The sequence below is a fragment of the Nocardioides panzhihuensis genome (genome assembly GCF_013408335.1).
Taxonomy (GTDB): domain Bacteria; phylum Actinomycetota; class Actinomycetes; order Propionibacteriales; family Nocardioidaceae; genus Nocardioides; species Nocardioides panzhihuensis.
The window spans coordinates 2,490,142-2,508,249 of the sequence record NZ_JACBZR010000001.1 but is presented as its reverse complement, the minus strand read 5'-3'; the positions used below and the strand labels follow the sequence as shown (position 1 = coordinate 2,508,249).

The following is an 18,108-nucleotide window of genomic DNA, read 5'->3' as shown; positions in this document are numbered from 1 at the left end:
CGCTCTCATGTCATCTTCCGTCATCTCTGGACCGATCGTCGTCCGCGACCTGTCCGTCTCCTTCCGCAACGGCTCCGTCCTCACCGGGATCGACCTGACCGTCTCCCCAGGGGAGCGGATCGCGCTCGTGGGGGAGAACGGCGTCGGCAAGTCCACGTTGCTCCGCGCCATCGCAGACTCACCCTCGAATCCGGCGCTGCCGCGCACCGCCCAGCGCAGCGGCACGGTCGAGGCGCCTGAGGACTGTGTCTGGCTGCCGCAGGAGCCGCCGTTCCGGGACACGGCGAGCATCGAGGACGTACTCGCCACGACGTTGCGCCCGCTTCGCGAGGCTGTCGCCACGGTCGAGACGCTCGCCGACCGGCTCGACGATCCCGAGGTTTCCGAGACCTATGCGAGTGCGCTCGACTTCGCGGTCGCACACGACGCCTGGGACGCCGACCGGCGGGCCATCCTGGCCGCGGAACGCCTCGGTCTGAGCGGACTCGACCGGGACCGCCCGATCAGCACCCTGTCGGGCGGTCAGCGAACCAGGCTCGCCCTCGCGACCGCGATCACCCGCCGGCCGGACGCACTGCTGCTCGACGAGCCGACCAACCACCTCGACGACGAGGCGGTCGCGGCGTTGGCGGAGTTCCTGCGTGAGCTGCCCGGCGTCGTGCTGATGGCCTCCCACGACCGCGTGTTCCTCGACGAGGTCGCCACCGGGCTGTTCGACCTCGACCCGACGGCCTTCGGCACCGACGGCACCGGCGGTCGTCTCTTCGGCGGTGGCTGGACTGCCTATGAGGAGGCACGCAAGGCCGCGCGCGAGCGGTGGGAGCAGACCTACGCGGAGCAGCAGGAGGAGCTCAAGCGACTTCGTACCGCGACCAAGATCGGCAACGACGCGATCGCTCACAACCGCGGCCCGACCGACAACGACAAGTTCATCTACAAGTTCAAGGGCAGCAACGTCGAGCGGACCGTCGCACGTCGCAAGAAGGACGCCAACCGGCGTCTGGAGGAGGCCGAGGAGGGGCAGGTGCGCAAGCCGCCGGCGCCCCTGAGGCTCAACGCGGCGCTGTCGGCTGCCGGTGCCAGCGGCCGGATGGTCGTCGTCCGCGACCTGATCGTCGAGAGTCGGGTCAGACTGCCGATCCTGGACATCATGGCGGGGGAGCACCTGCTGGTCACCGGCCCCAACGGCAGTGGGAAGTCCACGCTGCTCGGGGTGCTGTCCGGTCGCGTCAAGCCGACCTCCGGGGAGGTCCAGGTCAGCGCCCGGCACGTCGAGGAGCTCACCCAGGACCCTCAGTTCGGAGATCTGCGCCGCAAGGTCGACGACGTCTACCGGGAGACGGTCGGGGAGGCGCTGGCGGCCCAGGTGCCGCTACGTGACCTGGGCCTGGTGCATCCGCGCGACCTCAACCGGCCGGTCGGCGCGCTCAGCGTGGGCCAGCGACGCCGGCTCGACCTGGCGATCGCCATCGCCACCGGCCCGGACCTGCTGCTCCTCGACGAGCCGACCAACCACATCTCGCTCAACTTGGCGGGCGAGCTGGAGGAGGCGATCGGGGTCACGCCCGGCACCATCGTCGTCGCCTCTCACGACCGCTGGCTGCGCCGGCGCTGGTCGGGTCCGGAGCACCGGATCGAGCCCTGACGGGCCAGTTGCGGGCGAACGCCTGTGGATGAGCCGAGTTGTCCACAGGCGTTCAGATCCTCGTTGTCCCCGCCCGCGACCCGTGGTGCGGTGGACCCATGACCGACAAGACTCCGTACGCTCCAGTCCTCCGCACCCAGGCCGACGTCGAGGCCGCCTGGCGGCACCTGATCAACCCGCTCGGCTGGCCCGAGCCACGCCTGTGGTTCATGTTCGTCGGCGCCGACGGCGTCCCGTTCCCGCAGCTGAGCCAGATCGAGGACATGCCCGCCGACATCGGATCCGACGGCGCTGAGAGCGTTGCGACGGTGATGAGTCATCTGGTGTCCGACATGGGCTTCGACCGAGTGGAGTTCCTGCTGTGCCGGCCGGACGACGGCCCCCCGAGCCCGACCGACCAGAAGAACGCGGCCGATCTCTACGAAGCATGTCGAGCTGCTGCTGTCCCGGTCGGAGTCGTCCACCTCGCGACCGACACCGAATTCTGGCCGATCCCCGCAGACGCGATCGGCCAGAGGGTCGCCTGAGGCGAGCCTAGAACTCCAGCGTGACCTTCGTGTCGCCGAGCTCGCGCTCGACGATGCGATCGAACTCGACGGCGGCCGTCTCCCGATCGACCAGGTCGCGCAGGGCATGGTCGATGGCAGCCTGGTTGGTCGTCGTCCCGGCAACCTTCCTCGCCTCGGCCAACAGCTCCTCATCGATGCTGATCGACGTCTCGGTCATGGCGTACCCCCGCACGGAAAGCTGGATGAAACAGCAAAACGCTAGCGGTGCCCACCGTGCAACGCAATGACCTGCGACGACCGTCACAACGTGTCGCACTCACCTGGGGCTGGGTGCAGCCGAATGTCCGAGTCAAATGTCGGTGGTCGTCTCTAGGCTGCCCGACCATGAGCCCGGAGGACCGACTGCTGACCGACATCTCGATCATGGTGGACTCGATCGAGCCGATGGACGCGGTGGAGAGCGGCCACATCGCCGACGCGTCGGCTTGGCTGTGCGTGACCGAAGATGTGTTCCGGCGCACCACCGCTCCGACCGAGCCGGCCAAACATCTGGTCTCCTACTTCCTGCTCGTCGACCCGGTCACCGGCCACATCCTGCTGGGGGACCACCGCAAGTCGGGCCTCTGGCTGCCGTCGGGCGGTCACGTCGAGCCAGACGAGAATCCCGCAGACACCGCGCGTCGTGAATGCGTCGAGGAGCTCGGTGTGGAGGCGCGATTCCACCCGGACCTCGGACCACGCCCGCTGTTCATCACCGTGAACACCACCCGCTCCGACCGCCCCGACCCGCACACCGACGTCAGTCTCTGGTTCGTCCTCGCCCATGACCGTCAGGACCCGTTGGAGCCGGACGAGCGGGAGTACGCCGGCGTGCGCTGGTGGACACCCGCGGAGATCCGCGCCGCCGACCCGGGACTGTTCGACCCCCACATGGGCCGGATGCTCGACAAGCTGAAGACCCTCGGTGCCTGAGCCTCAGTCGGCACCGCTCACAGCGCGGGCAAGTCGATCGACGAGTCGCAGGGCGTCGGGGAGGCGGGCGGTGCCGGACATGTTGCGGACCAGGTCGGCGGCATCTGTCCGTGGCATGCCGGCGGCCGTGACGTACAACGGCCTGGTCGAGGATCCGCGCAGCACCTGCTCGGCGTGGGTTGCGGCGCGAAAGCTGGTCTTGGCGACGCCGATGACAGCAGGCGCGAGCCCTGCGTCCCAGGCATGCCATCCGAGGCCGGGCCGTCCAGCCGGGTCGAGGTCGACGTACCCGTCGATGATGAGTACGTCGAGCGGGTCGACCTCGGCAAGCAGGGCCGTCAACGCGGGCAGCTCCCGTTCGTAGAACCTGCCTGGGGCATAGTCGGCGACCTCGTCGAGCCAGGCCGTCACCTGCTCGCTGATCGATCCGAACTCCGGTTCGCCGCTCACCACGAGCGCGGCGTGGCCACCTCCGGAGGCTGGGTAGTGGGCATCGGTCGCCCCGAACCTCGTCGCCACGGTCACAGAATAGGGCGAGACGTGTGGAACACGGGTGGGCGGGACATCGGCCGCATGCCAGGATGGACCGGAGCCGACTGAGATGGGTCGGCCGAAGTTTTCAGAGGGTGGAGATGACGGACGCAGCGTGGTACCCGGACCCGACCGGTCAGGCCGAGCTTCGCTACTACGACGGGAGCCAGTGGACCGAGCACGTGTCCACGGGCGGGCAGCAGTCGACGGCGCCCCTGACGCCACCTCAGGTCAGCGTCGAGCAGGAGGCGCCGACGCAGGTCGGCTCGGCACAGCCCGTGCACGTTGACAGCGGTCAGGCGCAGGCCGGCGCGGGTCAGTACGGGCAGCAGGCGGCCCAGGTCCAGCAGCCCACGGGCGACCCGTTCGCGGGGATCTCCGGTGAGCTGGTCGACGGCCGTTTCGCCGAGATCGAGGGCAGCGGCGCGGTGCTGCAGAACAAGAGGCTCCTGCGCGTACGCGTCGGGGAGCCGTTCCAGGCACGCCAGGGCTCGATGGTGGCTTACCAGGGCAACGTCGAGTTCAAGTACCAGAGCGGTGGCATGGGCAAGTTCCTCAAGCGGGCCGTGACCGGTGAGGGGCTCAGCCTGATGGGTGTCGAGGGCCAGGGCGACGTCTTCCTGGCCGACTCCGCCAAGGAGGTCCACATCCTGCAGCTGAACAACTCCGGGATCTCGATCAACGGTGATCACGTGCTCGCCTTCTCCGGCGGCCTGCAGTGGAACATCGAACGAGTCCAGGGCGCCGGCATGCTCACCGGCGGCCTCTTCAACACGACGCTGCACGGCACCGGCTGGATCGCCGTGACCACCCAGGGAGACCCGGTGGTCCTCAACGCCGCCGAGGCTCCGACCTTCGCCGACACCAACGCCGTGGTCGGCTGGTCGCTCGGTCTGCAGACCAGCCTGCAGAAGTCGTTCACCGCCGGTGCGCTCATCGGCCGCGGCAGCGGCGAGGCGTTCCAGGTCGCCTTCCACGGCGCCGGCTTCGTCATCGTGCAGCCGTCCGAGGGTGGGGTCGTCCCGCCCCACTCGCACAGCTGAGTCCGACCCGGACAGGCCGACTGCCGCGTACGTCACACCGGTGGCGTACGCGGCGGACGCCAACTGCCGTCAACCGGCATCTGCTTGATACTGTCACCAGCAACTGACCGACATCCTTTAAGCACCGTCCTGTGAGGCGGAGAAGGAGGTACGGCGTGCCGCTGCATGCCCACAAAGAAGCAATCCTCGTACTCGAGGATGGTCGAACGTTCCGGGGAGAGTCGTTCGGCGCCGAGGGTGAGACCTTCGGCGAGGCGGTCTTCTCCACCGGTATGACGGGCTACCAGGAGACGCTGACCGACCCGAGCTACCACCAGCAGGTGGTCGTGATGACCGCGCCGCACGTCGGTAACACCGGCGTGAACGACGAGGATCCGGAGTCGCGCAGGATCTGGGTGGCCGGGTACGTCGTCCGCGACCCTGCCCGGGTCTCCTCCAACTGGCGCGCCAAGCGCACCCTCGACGACGACCTCCGCGACCAGTCCGTGGTCGGCATCAGCGGGATCGACACCCGCGCGCTGACCCGCCACCTGCGCGAGCGCGGAGCGATGCGCGTCGGGATCTCGACGATCGACACCGACCCCGAGGTGCTGCTGAAGAAGGTGCTGGCCTCCGCCGAGATGAGCGGTGCGAACCTCTCCGACGCGGTCAGCACCGCCGAGGCGTACGTCGTGCCCGCCAAGGGGGAGAAGCGGTTCACCGTCGCGGCCCTCGACCTCGGGATCAAGGAGATGACCCCGGAGCGGATGGCCGAGCGCGGCATCGAGGTGCACGTGCTCCCGGCGACCGCGACCCTCGAGGACGTCAAGGCGGTCGGCGCCGACTCCGGCGGTCCTGACGGGCTCTTCTACTCCAACGGCCCCGGCGACCCGGCCGCGACCACCGGCCAGGTGGAGCTGCTCCAGGCGGCGCTGGCCGAGAACATCCCCTACTTCGGCATCTGCTTCGGCAACCAGCTCTTCGGCCGCGCGCTCGGCTTCGGGACGTACAAGCTGAAGTACGGCCACCGCGGGATCAACCAGCCGGTCATGGACCTCACCACCCGCAAGGTCGAGGTGACCGCCCACAACCACGGCTTCGCCGTCGACGCGCCGATCGACGAGGAGACCAAGACGCCGTACGGCGTCGCGACCGTCTCCCACGTCAACCTCAACGACGACTGCGTCGAGGGCCTCGAGCTCAAGGACGCCGAGACCGGAAAGTTGAAGGGCTTCTCGGTCCAGTACCACCCGGAGGCAGCGGCCGGCCCGCACGATGCCGCCTACCTCTTCGACCGGTTCATCTCTCTCATGGCGAAGGAGGTCTGAGCGATGCCCAAGCGCGAGGACATCAAGTCCGTGCTCGTGATCGGCTCCGGCCCGATCGTCATCGGCCAGGCCTGCGAGTTCGACTACTCCGGCACCCAGGCCTGCCGGGTGCTGCGCGAGGAGGGGATCCGGGTCGTCCTGGTCAACTCCAACCCGGCCACGATCATGACCGACCCGGAGTTCGCCGACGCGACCTATGTCGAGCCGATCACCCCCGAGTTCGTCGAGAAGGTCATCGCCAAGGAGCGCCCCGACGCGCTGCTGGCCACCCTCGGCGGCCAGACTGCGCTCAACTGCGCGGTGGCGCTCGACGAGCGCGGGATCCTGGAGAAGTACGACGTCGAGCTGATCGGCGCGAGCATCGACGCCATCCAGCGCGGCGAGAACCGCGAGGAGTTCAAGAAGATCGTCGCCGAGCTCGGCGGCGAGAGCGCAAAGTCGGTCATCTGCCACAGCATCGACGACCTGCTCGCCGGTGCCGAGGAGCTCGGCTACCCAGTCGTGATCCGGCCGAGCTTCACCATGGGTGGCTCCGGCTCGGGGTTCGCGTACAACGAGACCGAGCTGCGGCGTCTTGGCGGCGCCGGCCTCGCGGCCAGCCCCACCACCGAGGTGCTCCTGGAGGAGTCCATCCTCGGCTGGAAGGAGTACGAGCTCGAGGTCATGCGCGACCGCAAGGACAACTCGGTCATCGTCTGCTCGATCGAGAACCTCGACCCGATGGGCGTGCACACCGGTGACTCGATCACCGTCGCCCCGGCGCTGACGCTGACCGACCGCGAGTACCAGGAGCTCCGAGACCTCGCGATCGGCATCATCCGCGCCGTCGGCGTGGACACCGGCGGCTGCAACATCCAGTACGCGGTCAACCCGGCCGACGGGCGGATCATCGTCATCGAGATGAACCCGCGCGTCTCGCGGTCCTCCGCGCTGGCCTCCAAGGCGACCGGTTACCCGATCGCCAAGATCGCCGCCAAGGTCGCGATCGGCTACACCCTCGACGAGATCGAGAACGACATCACCGCCGGGCCCAACGGCTCGACCGCCGCGTCGTTCGAGCCCACGCTCGACTACGTCGTCGTCAAGGTCCCGCGCTTCGCCTTCGAGAAGTTCCCGGGCGCCGACACGACCCTGACCACCCACATGAAGAGCGTCGGCGAGGCGATGGCGATCGGCCGCAACTTCACCGAGGCCCTGCAGAAGGCGCTGCGGAGCCTGGAGAAGCCCGAGGCGGTCTTCGACTGGACCCAGGAGATCGTCGAGCTCGACAAGCCCGCGCTCCTGGAGGAGATCAAGGTCCCGACCGACGGCCGGCTCAAGCGGGTCATGGACGCGATCCGCTCCGGCGCGACGCCCGAGGAGATCTTCGAGAGCACCCGGATCGACCCCTGGTTCATCGACCAGCTCTTCCTGATCAACGAGATCGCCCAGGAGATCATCGCCTCGCCCGAGCTGACTGCCGACGTGCTGCGCTACGCCAAGCGCCACGGCTTCTCCGACTACCAGCTCGGCAAGATGCGCGGCATGACCGCGGACGTGGTCCGCGGCGTACGCCACGCGCTGAACATCCGTCCGGTCTACAAGACCGTCGACACCTGCGCGGCCGAGTTCGAGGCGCGTACGCCGTACCACTACTCCTCCTACGACGAGGAGACCGAGGTCGCGCCCCGGGAGAAGGAGGCCGTGATCATCCTCGGCTCCGGTCCCAACCGGATCGGCCAGGGGATCGAGTTCGACTACTCCTGCGTGCACGCCTCCCTCGCGCTCAGCGAGGCCGGCTACGAGACCGTGATGGTCAACTGCAACCCGGAGACGGTCTCGACCGACTACGACACCTCCGACCGGCTCTACTTCGAGCCGCTCACCCTGGAGGACGTGCTCGAGATCGTCCACGCCGAGCAGCAGGCAGGGCCCGTCGTCGGAGTCATCTGTCAGCTCGGTGGCCAGACCCCGCTGGGTCTCGCGCAGGCGCTCAAGGACAACGGCGTACCGATCGTCGGCACCAGCCCCGAGGCCATCCACCTGGCCGAGGAGCGCGGCGCCTTCGGCCGCGTGCTGGCCAAGGCCGGTCTGGTCGCGCCCAAGCACGGCATGGCCACGACGTTCACCGAGGCCCGCGAGATCGCGGCCGAGATCGGCTACCCGGTCCTGGTGCGTCCCTCCTACGTCCTCGGCGGCCGCGGCATGCAGATCGTCTACGACGACGAGGCGCTGCGCTCCTACATCGAGGCCGCGACCGAGGTCACTCCTGACAAGCCGGTGATGGTCGACAAGTTCGTCGACGACGCCGTCGAGATCGACGTCGACGCCCTTTACGACGGCACCGAGCTGTTCCTGGGCGGCGTCATGGAGCACATCGAGGAGGCCGGGATCCACTCCGGTGACTCCTCCTGCGCGCTGCCGCCGATCACCCTGGGCGCTGCCGAGGTCGAGCGCATCCGCGTCGCCACCCTCGCGATCGCCGAGGGCGTGGGCGTACGCGGACTGCTCAACATCCAGTACGCCCTCGGCTCCGACGTGCTCTACGTCATCGAGGCCAACCCGCGGGCCTCCCGCACGGTCCCGTTCGTCTCCAAGGCGACCGCGACCCCGCTGGCCAAGGCCGCGGCACGGGTGATGCTCGGTGAGTCGATCGCGCAGCTGCGCACGGCCGGCGTCCTTCCGGCGACGGGCGACGGCGGAGCGCTGCCGCCGAACCAGCCGATCGCGGTCAAGGAAGCGGTCATGCCGTTCAACCGGTTCCGCACGCCGGAGGGCCAGCAGGTCGACACCGTGCTCGGCCCGGAGATGAAGTCGACCGGCGAGGTCATGGGGCTCGACTCCGATTTCGGTCGCGCCTTCGCCAAGAGCCAGGCCGGCGCGTTCGGTCCGCTGCCGACCTCGGGCCGCATCTTCGTGAGCATGGCCAACCGCGACAAGCGCACCATGATCTTCCCGATCAAGGTGCTCGCCGACCACGGCTTCGAGATCTTCGCGACCGAGGGCACCGCCGAGGTGCTGCGCCGCAACGGTGTGCCCTCGCGGTTGATGCGCAAGCACTCCGAGGGCACCGGGCCCGACGGTGAGAAGACCACCGTGCAGCGGATCCTCGACGGCGAGGTCGACCTGGTCATCAACACGCCCAACGGCACCTCCAACGCGAAGTCCGCCCGGATGGACGGCTACGAGATCCGCACCGCCGCGGTGATGGCCAACATCGCCTGCATCACCACGGTCCAGGGCCTCGGCGCCGCCGTGCAGGGCATCGAGGCGCTGCGGCGCGGTGAGATCGACGTACGCAGCCTGCAGGAGTGGCGCGACATCGTCGGACACCACGACGGCGGGGTGTCCTCGAAGTGAAGGCCTACCGGACCCTGTTCGACAAGGTACTGACGAAGACGGATCCGGAGCGTGCCCACCAGCAGGCCTTCGCTGCGATCCGGGCCGCCGGTCCGGCGCTGGCCAAGGCGCGTACGCCCGGATCGCCGGTGCACGCGTTGGGGCTCACCTTCCCGAACGTGATCGGGCTTGCCGCTGGCTTCGACAAGAACGCGGTCGGCATCGACGCGCTGGGCGGGCTCGGGTTCGGCCACGTCGAGATCGGGACGGTCACCGGCGAGGGCCAGCCGGGCAACCCCGCGCCGCGGCTCTTCCGGCTGCCCGCCGACCGCGCCGTGATCAACCGGATGGGCTTCAACAACGACGGCGCCGAGGCGGTCGCCGCTCGGCTGGCGAGCCGGCTCGAGCGGCGCGGCACCGCCACCGGCGGTCCGATCCTCGGCATCAACATCGGCAAGACGAAGCTGGTGCCGGAGGACGATCAGACGGCCGTCGAGGCCGACTACGCCAAGTCGGCGCGGCTGCTGGCCCCCTATGCCGACTACCTGGTCGTCAACGTCTCCTCGCCCAACACGCCCGGCCTGCGCAGCCTGCAGTCGGTGGAGAAGCTGCAGCCGCTGCTGGAGCATGTCCGCTCCATCGCCGACCAGGTGACCAAGCACCGGGTCCCGCTGCTGGTCAAGATCGCCCCTGACCTGGCCGACTCCGACGTCGTCGAGGTCGCCGACCTGGCCATGGCGATCGGACTGGACGGGATCATCGCGACCAACACCACCATCGGTCGCGAGCACCTCGCCTCGGCGCCCGCCGAGATCACCACCGCAGGCAACGGGGGCCTCTCCGGCGCCCCGCTCAAGGCGCGCGCGCTCGACGTCCTGCGGCTGCTCCGCAGCCGGGTCAGTGCTGAGATGACCCTCATCGGTGTCGGTGGCATCACCACAACCGAGGACGCCCGCGAGCGCCTCGCGGCCGGTGCCGACCTGCTGCAGGGATACACCGGGTTCATCTACGAGGGCCCGCTCTACGCACGGCGCATCGCGAACGGGGTCCGCCCATGACCTTCGGTGCTCGTTACGCCGCCGCTCTCTCCGAGCGGGGGAGGCTCTGTGCCGGGATCGATCCGCACGCCTCGCTGCTGCTCGACTGGGGGTTGAACGACGACCTGGCCGGGCTGGAGAAGTTCGCCCTGACGGCGGTCGAGGGCCTGGCGCCCCACGTGCCCGTCGTGAAGCCGCAGAGCGCCTTCTACGAGCGTTTCGGCTCCCGCGGCGTCGCGGTGCTGGAGCGGGTCATCGCCGAGTCGAAGGCCGCCGGCGCGCTGGTGCTCCTCGACATCAAGCGCGGCGACATCGGCTCGACCAGCCAGGCGTACGCCGACGCCTACCTCGATCCCGCGAGCCCGCTGGGCTCCGACGCGGTGACGGTGAGCCCCTATCTGGGCTTCGGCTCGCTGACGCCGTTCGTGGAGACGGCGACGAGGTTCGACGCCGGCCTGTTCGTGCTCGCCCTCACCTCCAACAAGGAGGGCCCCGAGGTGCAGCACGCGACGGTCGAGGACGGCCGCAGCGTCGGGCGGGTCATGCTGGACCACCTGCGCCGGCTCAACGAGGCGGAGACGCCCCTGGGCTCCTTCGGCGCGGTCGTCGGCGCGACGATCGACGGGGCGGACGGCGCCGGCGTGGCGTACGACTTCGGATTCAACGGCCCGATCCTGGCGCCTGGCTTCGGTGAGCAGGGCGGCACCTCGGCCGACCTCGCCCGCATCTTCGGCGCCGCCAACGCGAGCGTCGTCGCCAGCACCAGCCGAGGCCTGCTCCGCAAGGGTCCGAGCGTCGCTGCGCTGCGGGACGAGGCGCTGCGGCTGCGCGACGAGCTCGGCTGAGCCGTCTGTCGGATACCCGGTCGACCGGGAAAACTTGGACTTGACGGGCACTGAAACACCCGTCAAGTCCAGGGATACCCGGTCGACCGGATATCCCTGCGCGCACCACCCCAACGCGCTATCGCACACCCCGGTCGCGCTCGGCCCTATCGCACAGCCCCCGCCAGCGACTGGCAGACTGGACCGATGACCAGTCTCCGGATGGCCGTCCAGCTTCTCGTCGTCCCGATGCTCGCCACGACCCTGACCGCGTGCGGCGACCCGATCGACGACTACTGCGAGACCTTGAAGGGGCACCAGGCGGAGCTGACGAAGACGCTGGGGGAGGGCGACACCAGTGGGCTGATCGCAGCCCTGCCGGTCTTCGAGGACCTCGAGCGCAACGCACCCGAGGACATCAGGAAGGACTGGAAGACGCTCACGACCGCGATCTCCGGGCTCAACGTCGCCTTGGAGGAGGCCGGCGTCAGCGCCGCCGACTTCGAGCACGGTGAGCCGCCGGAGGGGGTCTCCGAGGCCGAGGCGAAGAAGATCGCCGACGCGGCCACGCAGGTGAGCGGCACGAAGACACAGGAGGCATCCGTACGCGTCCAGCAGCAGGCGCGAGATGTCTGCCACACCTCGCTGACGCTTTGAACCAGCCGGCAACCAGATGGACGCGAGTTAGGCGACCCCGATTGCCGCTGCGGCAACGTAATGGCTAGATTGGCGCGAGCGCTTATTTCAGCGCTCAGCCGGGGGGCTCGATCCCTAGTACCGCGCGACCCGGTTGCCCTGTCGACTACACACTTGAACGTGAAAGGGAGTCTTCGTGGCTCTGCCTCCGGACATCACCCCTGAACAGCGCGCTGCCGCGCTGGCGAAAGCCGCGGCATCGCGCCAGGAGCGGGCTGCTGTCAAGAACAAGGTCCGCACTGGCGGCATGTCCGTCGCCGAGGTCATCGAGGAGGGGAAGAAGAACGAGGTCGTCGGCAAGATGAAGGTCATCGACCTGCTCACCTCCCACCCCGGCCTCGGTGAGGTGCGGGCGACCCAGATGATGGAGCGTCTCGGCATCGCGATGAGCCGCCGTGTGCAGGGCCTCGGCCCCAAGCAGGTGGCCGCGTTGGTCGAGGAGTTCGCTCGGCGATGAGTCTGATGACGGACGAGAAGACGACGGCCGGAGCGGGCGAGAGCCAGGAGAACCGACTGGTCGTCCTGGCCGGCCCGACCGCGGTCGGCAAGGGCACCGTCTCAGCGGCGGTCCGTGACGGCCACCCCGAGGTCTTCTTGTCCGTCTCGGCGACGACCCGGAAGCCTCGCGAGGGCGAGGTCAACGGGGTGCACTACCTGTTCGTCTCCGACGAGGAGTTCGACGCGATGATCGCCGGCGGCGAGCTCCTGGAGTGGGCCACGGTCCACAACATGGCGCGCTACGGCACCCCTCGAGGCCCCGTCGACAAGGCGCTGGCCGAGGGCCGCCCGGCGATGCTCGAGATCGACCTGCAGGGCGCCCGGCTCGTCCGCGAGACCATGCCCGAGGCCATCTTCGTGTTCCTGGCCCCGCCGAGCTGGGAAGAGCTCGTCCGTCGCCTGGTCGGTCGTGGCACCGAGACCGAGGCAGAACGCGAGCGGCGACTGCAGACCGCGCGGGTCGAGCTGGCGGCGGAGAAGGAGTTCGACATCACCATCGTGAACCACGAAGTTCATCAGGCAGCCGATGAGTTGGTAACCTTGATGACGCTCGGGCTTCCGAGCAAGAAATCCAACCAAGCCGACAAGTGAGGCTCACGTGGCTGCCCCTCAGATCGACGCCCAGGGCGTGACCAACCCCTCGATCGACGACCTGCTGACGAAGACCGACAGCAAGTACAAGCTGGTTCTCTACAGCGCCCAGCGGGCTCGCCAGATCAACGCCTACTACTCGCAGCTCGGGGAGGGCCTGCTGGAGTACGTCGGCCCCCTCGTCGACACCCACGTCCAGGAGAAGCCCCTCTCGATCGCGCTGCGCGAGATCAACGAGGATCTGCTGACCTGCGAGGACATCGACCCGGCCGAGCTGGCCGCTCAGGGCGCTGCTCAGGCGGCTGCCGCCCAAGCGCCCGCCGCCGAAGCCTGATCCTCAGGTCTTCCGCTGTCCACCAACAGCACCACCCCGGCCGCTGCTCTCGACGAGCGGCGGCCGAAAGTGGTCTTGGGAGTCGCCGGCGGCATCGCCGCCTACAAGGCGGCCGAGCTGCTGCGCCGGTTCACCGAGTCCGGCCATGACGTGACCGTGGTCCCCACGGCCTCCGCCCTCGAGTTCGTCGGCGCCCCCACCTGGGCGGCGCTGTCGGGCAAGGAGATCGCCACCGGCGTCTTCGAGAACATCACCGAGGTCCCGCACGTACGCATCGGTCAGCAGGCAGACCTCGTCGTGGTCGCGCCCGCGACCGCCAACACGCTCGCCCGCGCGGCCCACGGCCTCGCGGACGATCTGCTCAGCAACGTACTGCTCACCGCGCGCTGCCCGGTCGTCTTCGCCCCGGCGATGCACACCGAGATGTGGGAGCACCCAGCCACCCAGGCCAACGTGGCCACGCTGCGCGAGCGCGGCAACATCGTGATCGAGCCCGCCGAGGGCCGGCTGACCGGTAAGGACACCGGCAAGGGCCGACTGCCCGAGCCGGCCGAGATCTTCGAGCTCTCCCGTGCCGTGCTCGTCCACGGCGGCCGGACGGACCTCGTCGGCCGTCACGTCGTGGTCTCGGCCGGCGGCACCCGGGAGTATCTGGACCCGGTCCGCTACCTCGGCAACCGCTCGTCGGGACTCCAGGGTTACGCGATCGCCCGTGCCGCGGCCGCCCGTGGGGCCGAGGTGACCCTGGTCGCCGCCAACGTGACCCTCCCCGACCCGGCCGGCCTGAAGGTCGTACGTGTCGGCACCACCGCCGAGCTGCGCGACGCCGTGGTCTCCGCGGCGGCCGGTGCGGACGCGGTGGTCATGGCCGCCGCTCCGGCCGACTTCCGCCCGACCGGGGTGAGCGAGGCCAAGATCAAGAAGGCGGCCGACGGGTCGGCGCCGACGATCGAGCTGATGCAGAACCCGGACATCCTGGCCGAGATCTCGCATCACCGCACCAAGCCGGGGCAGATCGTGGTGGGCTTCGCGGCGGAGACCGGCGACGAGACCGGCTCGGTGCTCGACCTGGCCGCGGCCAAGCTGAAGCGGAAGGGCTGCGACCTGCTCGTCGTCAACGACGTCAGCGGTGGCGCCGTCTTCGGCAGCGAGGTCAACAAGGCGGTCATCCTGGGCGCCGACGGGGGCCATGTCGACGTGCAGGAGGGGGCCAAATCAGCCCTCGCCGAGGTGATCTGGGACCAGATCGTCTTACGAATGGATGAACAGCCCACAAACTGACGACACGCCACGCGCCACGATGAGGACCAGCCCAACGGTCCTGGGGTTCGGGGTCTATGTTTGTCGACCAGAACGACTGACGTTTCTTACCTGAACACCCACACGAACCTGTGAAACGGAGCTACACGTGACCGGACGTCTCTTCACGTCGGAGTCGGTGACCGAGGGGCACCCGGACAAGATCGCCGATCAGATCAGCGACACGGTGCTCGACTACCTGCTCGAGCACGACCCCAAGAGCCGGGTGGCCGTCGAGACCCTGCTCACCACCGGCCTGGTCGTCGTGGCCGGCGAGGTGACCACCGACGCCTACGCGCCGGTCGCTCAGCTCGTGCGTCAGAAGATCCTCGACATCGGCTACGACTCCTCCCTCAAGGGCTTCGACGGTCACTCCTGCGGTGTGCAGGTCGCCATCGGTGCGCAGAGCCAGGACATCGCCCAGGGTGTCGACACCGCCGAGGAGCACCGCCTGGACAGCTCGGTCGACGAGCTGGACCTGCAGGGTGCCGGCGACCAGGGTCTGATGTTCGGCTATGCCTGCGACGACACGCCCGAGCTGTTCCCGCTGCCCATCAAGATGGCGCAGACGCTGGCCGAGAAGCTGACCGCGGTCCGCAAGGACGGCACGCTGGACTACCTGCGTCCCGACGGCAAGACCCAGGTCACCATCGAGTACGACGAAGAGGGCCGCGCTGTCCGTGTGGACACCGTCGTCCTCTCGACCCAGCACTCCGAGGAGACCACCCAGGAGCAGCTGCACGCCGACATCACCAAGTACGTCATCGAGCCGGTGCTCGAGCAGTTCAAGGCCTCGGTCCCCTTCGACGGCTACAAGCTCCACATCAACCCGACCGGCCGCTTCGTCGTCGGTGGCCCGATGGGTGACGCCGGCCTGACCGGCCGCAAGATCATCGTCGACACCTACGGCGGCATGGCTCGCCACGGCGGCGGTGCCTTCTCCGGCAAGGACCCCTCGAAGGTCGACCGGTCGGCCGCGTACGCCATGCGCTGGGTGGCGAAGAACATCGTCGCCGCGGGCCTGGCCCGTCGCGCCGAGGTCCAGGTCGCCTACGCCATCGGCAAGGCCCAGCCCGTCGGTGTCTTCGTGGAGACCTTCGGCACCCACACGGTGCCCGAGGCCAACATCCAGAAGGCCGTCCTGGAGGTCTTCGACCTCCGCCCGGCCGCGATCCTGCGCGACCTCGACCTGCTCCGCCCGATCTACGCCAAGACCGCCGCCTACGGTCACTTCGGCCGCGAGCTCCCCGAGTTCACCTGGGAGCGCACCGACCGCGCCGACGCGCTCAAGGCTGCTGCCGGCGCCTGATCTCATCCGGAGGAAGGGCCCTGGTCATCGACCGGGGCCCTTCTCTGTCGGTGCGTGCTGGTAGAAGTGCAGATGTGAACCGGGGTGCGAAAGAGGCAGCCGGGGCGGCCGAGCTCGAGCTGCCCGGGCTGGTTCGCGACCGGGTGAAGGAGGGGCGCGCGAAGGCCGCTGCCACGCGGGCGCGGAAGGCAGCTGAGGCGTCGGTCGCCGAGGTCGATCCGGTCGCCAAGGTCCTGGTCGACCTGCCGATGGCTCACCTGGACAAGCCGTTCGACTACGCGGTCCCGGCCTCGATGGCCGAGGAGGCGCGGCCGGGGGTGCGGGTCAAGGTGCGGTTCGGGCCCAAGGACGTCGACGGATTCGTCGTGGCGCGGGCGGAGGCCTCCGAGATCGCGAACCTGCAGCCGCTCAAGCGGGTGGTCAGCTCGGAGGTGGTGCTCACCCCGCAGGTGGCCGCGCTGAGCGACTCGGTCGCCCGGCGCTACGCGGGCGCCCGGGCCGACGTGCTCCGGCTCGCTGTGCCTCCTCGGCACGCCTCGACGGAGAAGGAGGCGTCCTCGGCCGCCCCGGCCGGAGGTCGGTTCGACGCCGACGCCGCGGCGGCGGCATGGGCCGGCCACGAGCCGGCAGCCGCGTTCCTGCGACATCTCGCCGCCGGCGGCGCCCCGCGCGCGGTCTGGCACGCCGCGGCCGGCAGCGATCACGCCGACCTGATCGCTCACGCGGCCGCGGCGACGCTGGACTCCGGTCGCGGCGCGCTGGTCGTGGTGCCGGACTGGAAGGATCTAGCCCGTCTCGACACCGCGATGACGAAGGTGCTGGGGGAGGGGCAGCATGCCGTGCTGGCCGCCGATGCCGGCCCGGCCCAGCGCTACCGGGAGTTCCTGCGGGTCTCCCGGGGTGCGGTCAAGGTGGCGATCGGCACCCGTGCGGCCGCCTTCGCGCCGGTGCACCACCTCGGCCTGGTGGTCGTCTGGGACGACGGCGACGACCTGCTCGCCGAACAGCGCTCGCCCTATCCGCACGCTCGCGACGTGCTGCTGCTCCGGGCCGAGCAGGAGCAGGCGGCCGCGCTGGTGGGTGGCTTCGCGCGGACGGTGGAGGCCGGGTTCCTGACCGAGACCGGCTGGGCGCAGGAGATCCGGCCGACGCGCGCCCTGGCCAGGCAGCGAGTGAGCATCGAGATCACCGGTGACACCGACTTCGACCTCGAGAAGGACCCGCTCACCCGTGCCTCCCGGGTGCCCCGCGAGGCCCACGAGGTGATCCGCGCCGCCCTCGCCACCGGGCCGGTCCTGCTGCAGACCCCGCGGCGGGGCTATGCCGCCTCGCTGGCCTGCGACAGATGCCGTACGCCGGCCAGGTGCCCCGCCTGCCAGGGGCCGCTGCAGCTCGGCGGACCGGCCGCGCCCCCGACGTGCGGCTGGTGCGGTCACGCCGAGACGGCCTGGGCATGTGGGGCCTGTGGGGGGTTCGGGCTGAGGGCCCCGATCATCGGCGAGGCCCGTACGGCCGAGGAGATGGGGCGATCCTTCGCCGGCACTCGAGTGGTGACGTCCTCGGCAGGCGCGGTCAGGCAGACCGTGCCGGACACGCCGGCCATCGTGGTCGCGACCATCGGCGCCGAGCCCGTGGTCTCGACAGGCTCGGGGCCACTTCGTTCAGACCCCAGCAGCGGGTATGCCGCAGTGCTGTTGCTCGACACCTGGCTGCTGCTGGGACGACCGGACCTGCGCACCGACGAGGAGGCGCTGCGACGGTGGAGCAATGCCGCCGGGCTGGTGCGGCCGGGCGGGCGGGTGCTGGCCGTCGGTGACCCGGCGCTGCCGGTGCTGCAGGCGCTGGTGCGGTGGGACCAGCCCGGGTTCGCCCAGCGTGAGGCGTCGGCGCGGCAGGAGGCCCACCTCCCGCCGGCATCAAGGCTGGCCACCATCACCGGCACGCCCGGTGCGCTCGACGACGCACTCACCCTGCTGGCCCTGCCGCCGGGCGCCGAGGTGCTGGGCCCGGTCCCCGCCGAGCCGACCTCCACCGGAGAACCGCGGCTGCGCGCGGTCGTGCGTGTGCCGCGCACCCTCGGGACGAAGCTCACCGAGGCGCTCGGCGAGCTGCAGCGGGTGCGCTCCGCCCGCAAGCTCGACCCTGTTCGGGTCCAGGTGGATCCGCCGACGCTCTGAGCGGATCTGGGTCTGGCC

General features: G+C 69.6%; 17 protein-coding genes. 15 read left to right on the top strand and 2 right to left on the bottom strand.

Annotated elements, in window-relative coordinates; translation table 11 throughout:
• The first annotated feature begins 7 nt into the window (after positions 1 to 7).
• Complete coding sequence (locus BJ988_RS11925) at positions 8 to 1,645, top strand: ABC-F family ATP-binding cassette domain-containing protein (protein ID WP_179658190.1); 1,638 nt, start codon at positions 8 to 10, stop codon at positions 1,643 to 1,645.
• 98 nt (positions 1,646 to 1,743) lie between these two features.
• Positions 1,744 to 2,172 carry a hypothetical protein gene (locus BJ988_RS11920; protein WP_179658189.1) on the top strand — a complete coding sequence of 143 codons (429 nt, stop codon included), beginning with the start codon at positions 1,744 to 1,746 and terminating at the stop codon, positions 2,170 to 2,172.
• A gap of 7 nt (positions 2,173 to 2,179) precedes the next feature.
• On the opposite strand, the gene BJ988_RS11915 is transcribed toward BJ988_RS11920, so the two are convergent.
• Entirely contained in the window at positions 2,180 to 2,371 is a 192-nt protein-coding gene (locus BJ988_RS11915) for a type II toxin-antitoxin system VapB family antitoxin (protein WP_179658188.1), read from the bottom strand.
• Between the two features lie 167 nt (positions 2,372 to 2,538).
• Between BJ988_RS11915 and BJ988_RS11910 the strand changes: the two genes are divergently transcribed.
• A complete protein-coding gene (locus tag BJ988_RS11910; protein WP_218860797.1) occupies positions 2,539 to 3,126 on the top strand; it encodes an NUDIX hydrolase in 588 nt (195 codons plus the stop codon).
• Between the two features lie 3 nt (positions 3,127 to 3,129).
• Here BJ988_RS11910 and BJ988_RS11905 read toward each other — a convergent pair whose 3' ends face one another.
• The gene (locus tag BJ988_RS11905) at positions 3,130 to 3,645 is read right to left on the bottom strand and encodes an endonuclease V (protein WP_218860795.1); all 516 of its coding nucleotides are present in this window, start codon (positions 3,643 to 3,645) and stop codon (positions 3,130 to 3,132) included.
• 113 nt (positions 3,646 to 3,758) lie between these two features.
• Between BJ988_RS11905 and BJ988_RS11900 the strand changes: the two genes are divergently transcribed.
• From BJ988_RS11900 to BJ988_RS11845, 12 genes are all read left to right on the top strand, one after another.
• A complete protein-coding gene (locus BJ988_RS11900) occupies positions 3,759 to 4,700 on the top strand; it encodes an AIM24 family protein (protein WP_179658186.1) in 942 nt (313 codons plus the stop codon).
• Positions 4,701 to 4,855: 155 nt separating this feature from the next.
• Positions 4,856 to 6,007 (top strand): glutamine-hydrolyzing carbamoyl-phosphate synthase small subunit, encoded by a 1,152-nt coding sequence (gene carA, locus BJ988_RS11895; protein WP_179658185.1) that lies wholly within the window; start codon positions 4,856 to 4,858, stop codon positions 6,005 to 6,007.
• Between the two features lie 3 nt (positions 6,008 to 6,010).
• On the top strand, positions 6,011 to 9,346 hold the full coding sequence (gene carB / locus BJ988_RS11890) for a carbamoyl-phosphate synthase large subunit (protein WP_179658184.1): 3,336 nt from the start codon (positions 6,011 to 6,013) through the stop codon (positions 9,344 to 9,346).
• On the top strand, positions 9,343 to 10,383 hold the full coding sequence (locus tag BJ988_RS11885; RefSeq protein WP_179658183.1) for a quinone-dependent dihydroorotate dehydrogenase: 1,041 nt from the start codon (positions 9,343 to 9,345) through the stop codon (positions 10,381 to 10,383). Before carB ends, BJ988_RS11885 begins: the two co-directional genes overlap by 4 nt.
• On the top strand, positions 10,380 to 11,207 hold the full coding sequence (pyrF, locus tag BJ988_RS11880) for an orotidine-5'-phosphate decarboxylase (protein ID WP_179658182.1): 828 nt from the start codon (positions 10,380 to 10,382) through the stop codon (positions 11,205 to 11,207). The genes BJ988_RS11885 and pyrF overlap by 4 nt, the downstream gene beginning before the upstream one ends.
• 186 nt (positions 11,208 to 11,393) lie before the next feature.
• Positions 11,394 to 11,843 carry a hypothetical protein gene (locus BJ988_RS11875; protein WP_179658181.1) on the top strand — a complete coding sequence of 150 codons (450 nt, stop codon included), beginning with the start codon at positions 11,394 to 11,396 and terminating at the stop codon, positions 11,841 to 11,843.
• 175 nt (positions 11,844 to 12,018) lie between these two features.
• On the top strand, positions 12,019 to 12,339 hold the full coding sequence (gene mihF / locus BJ988_RS11870; RefSeq protein ID WP_179658180.1) for an integration host factor, actinobacterial type: 321 nt from the start codon (positions 12,019 to 12,021) through the stop codon (positions 12,337 to 12,339).
• On the top strand, positions 12,336 to 12,971 hold the full coding sequence (gene gmk / locus BJ988_RS11865) for a guanylate kinase (protein WP_218860793.1): 636 nt from the start codon (positions 12,336 to 12,338) through the stop codon (positions 12,969 to 12,971). The genes mihF and gmk overlap by 4 nt, the downstream gene beginning before the upstream one ends.
• Before the next feature lie 7 nt (positions 12,972 to 12,978).
• Positions 12,979 to 13,305 carry a DNA-directed RNA polymerase subunit omega gene (gene rpoZ / locus BJ988_RS11860; protein WP_179658179.1) on the top strand — a complete coding sequence of 109 codons (327 nt, stop codon included), beginning with the start codon at positions 12,979 to 12,981 and terminating at the stop codon, positions 13,303 to 13,305.
• Positions 13,306 to 13,374: 69 nt separating this feature from the next.
• Positions 13,375 to 14,586 carry a bifunctional phosphopantothenoylcysteine decarboxylase/phosphopantothenate--cysteine ligase CoaBC gene (gene coaBC / locus BJ988_RS11855; protein ID WP_179658178.1) on the top strand — a complete coding sequence of 404 codons (1,212 nt, stop codon included), beginning with the start codon at positions 13,375 to 13,377 and terminating at the stop codon, positions 14,584 to 14,586.
• A 127-nt stretch (positions 14,587 to 14,713) separates the two neighbouring features.
• A complete protein-coding gene (gene metK, locus BJ988_RS11850; RefSeq protein ID WP_179658177.1) occupies positions 14,714 to 15,913 on the top strand; it encodes a methionine adenosyltransferase in 1,200 nt (399 codons plus the stop codon).
• A 74-nt stretch (positions 15,914 to 15,987) separates the two neighbouring features.
• Positions 15,988 to 18,090 carry a primosomal protein N' family DNA-binding protein gene (locus BJ988_RS11845; protein WP_179658176.1) on the top strand — a complete coding sequence of 701 codons (2,103 nt, stop codon included), beginning with the start codon at positions 15,988 to 15,990 and terminating at the stop codon, positions 18,088 to 18,090.
• Positions 18,091 to 18,108 lie beyond the last annotated feature (18 nt).